This window comes from Streptomyces sp. NPDC007205 (assembly GCF_040634095.1).
Lineage (GTDB): Bacteria > Actinomycetota > Actinomycetes > Streptomycetales > Streptomycetaceae > Streptomyces.
On record NZ_JBEYEW010000148.1, the window covers coordinates 1 to 2,385 of the forward strand.

Consider the following 2,385-nt stretch of genomic DNA (forward strand, 5'->3'; position numbering starts at 1 on the left):
CCGGAACAGCGCCACCTCCACCGCGAACAACGCCGGCTGCGTCAACGCCGTCTGATCCAGAAGCAGCGAGTCCGCCGACTCGGCCGGAGCGAACAAAACCTCCCTCAACGGCCGCGGCAACTCCCCGTCGAGGAAACCGCACACCTCATCAAAAGCACGAGCGAACTCCGGCACCCGCTCATACAACTCACGCCCCATCCCCAGACGCTGACTCCCCTGCCCCGTGAACAGGAACGCGGTTCTGCCCTGCCCGCGCCTGCCGCGGATCAGGCCCGGCGCCGGGCTCCCATGGGCCAGCGAACCGAGACCGGCGAGCAGCTGGGCCCGGGACGTGCCGACGACGACCGCGCGCTCCTCCAGCGCGGCCCGTGCGGTGGCCAGCGTGTACGCCACGTCCAGGGCGTCCGGGCCGCTCGCACCCGACACGGACGCGAGCAAACGCTGTGCCTGGGCCGTCAGGGCCTCGGCGGAGGTGCCCGACACCACCCAGGGGAGGACGGGGAGCTCGGCCCCGTCGCCCGCGCGGTCCTCGGCCGCGGGCTCACTCGGCTGCTCGATGATGATGTGCGCGTTGGTGCCGCTGATGCCGAAGGAGGAGATTGCGGCCCTGCGGGGTGTGTCGTCCCCCGGCCACTCCCGGGCCTCGGTCAGCAGCGACACCGCTCCCGCCGCCCAGTCCACGTGCGGAGACGGCTCATCGACATGCAGGGTCCTGGGCAGAACGCCATACCGCATCGCCTGAACCATCTTGATCACACCACCGACACCCGCCGCAGCCTGCGCATGCCCGATGTTCGACTTCAACGACCCCAACCACAACGGCCGCCCAACCCGCCGCCCCTGCCCATACGTCGCAAGCAACGCCTGCGCCTCGATCGGATCACCCAACCTCGTACCCGTGCCATGCCCCTCAACCGCATCCACATCCGCAGCCGACAGACCCGCATTCGCCAACGCCTGCCGAATCACCCGCTCCTGCGAAGGACCGTTCGGCGCCGTCAGACCATTGGACGCACCATCCTGATTCACCGCACTGCCCCGCACCACCGCCAGCACCCGATGCCCCCTACGCCGGGCATCCGACAACCGCTCCACCAACAGCAGACCCACACCCTCCGACCAACCCGTACCATCCGCAGCCGCGGCAAAGGGTTTGCAGCGGCCGTCGGCCGACAGCCCGCGCTGGCGCGAGAACTCGACGAATGCCTGAGGAGTGGACATGACGGTGACGCCGCCGGCCAGCGCCATGTCGCACTCCCCCTGGCGCAGCGCGTTGGCCGCCAGGTGCAGCGCGACCAGGGAGGACGAGCAGGCCGTGTCCACCGTGACCGCCGGCCCCTCCAGTCCGTAGGTGTACGCGACGCGGCCGGAGGCGATGCTGCCCGCGTTGCCGCCGGCCAGATAGCCCTCCAGGTCCTTCGGCACACTGCGCAGGCGCGAGCCGTAGTCGTGGTACATCACGCCCGCGAAGACGCCCGTACGACTGCCCCTCAGCGTCTCGGGATCGACCCCGGCACTCTCGAACGCCTCCCACGCCGTCTGCAGCAACAGACGCTGCTGTGGGTCGGTGGCGAGCGCCTCGCGCGGCGACATGCCGAAGAACTCCGGGTCGAACTCGTCGGCGTCGTAAAGGAATCCACCATGACGGGTGTAGGACGTGCCCGACGTCGAGGGGTCCGGGTCGTACAGCTCGTCCAGATTCCAGCCGCGGTTGACCGGGAACTCACCCACCGCGTCCACACCGTCCGCCACCAGCCGCCACAACTCGTCCGGAGAATTCACGCCTCCCGGATATCGGCAGGCCATGCCCACAATGGCGATCGGCTCGTCCGTCGTCACCGCTGTGGTCGTCGTGGCCGGCGAATCGGCCGGTCGGCCGGAGATCTGCGTGCTCAGATACGCGGTGAGGGCGTCAGGGGACGGGTGGTCGAAGACGAGGGTGGCGGGCAGCCGCAGTCCGGTCGCCGTGTTGAGCTGGTTGCGGAGTTCGACGGCGGTGAGCGAGTCGAAGCCCATTTCCTGCAAGGGCCGGTCGCCTACGATTCCGCTCGCGTCGGCATGCCCGAGGACTCCGGCGACATGTGTGCGCACGAGATCGCTGAGTGCGCGCTCGCGGTCGGCCGGGGCGAGCTCGGCCAGCCAGTGGGAGGCCCCGGCGCGCGACCCGACATTGTCGGCGCGACGCCGAGCCGCGGGGACCAGGCCGCGCAGGATTGCGGGTGTGGTGTCCGGGTTCTGGTTGCGCAGGGCGGTCGTGTCCAGCCTGGTGACGGCCAGCACCGCGTCACCGGTGGTGTGGGCGGCGTCGAACCAGGCCATCGCCTCCGACGAGGAGATCGGCGCGAGCCCCAGCCGGGCCAACCGCTTCAAATCCACCCCGGCCAG

The 2,385-nt window shown here is 70.1% G+C and carries 1 protein-coding gene; it reads right to left on the reverse strand.

The window, feature by feature from the left end; all coding sequences use genetic code 11:
• On the reverse strand, nucleotides 1-2,385 hold a 2,385-nt coding region (locus tag ABZ624_RS42690; protein WP_360101077.1), incomplete at both ends, for a beta-ketoacyl synthase N-terminal-like domain-containing protein.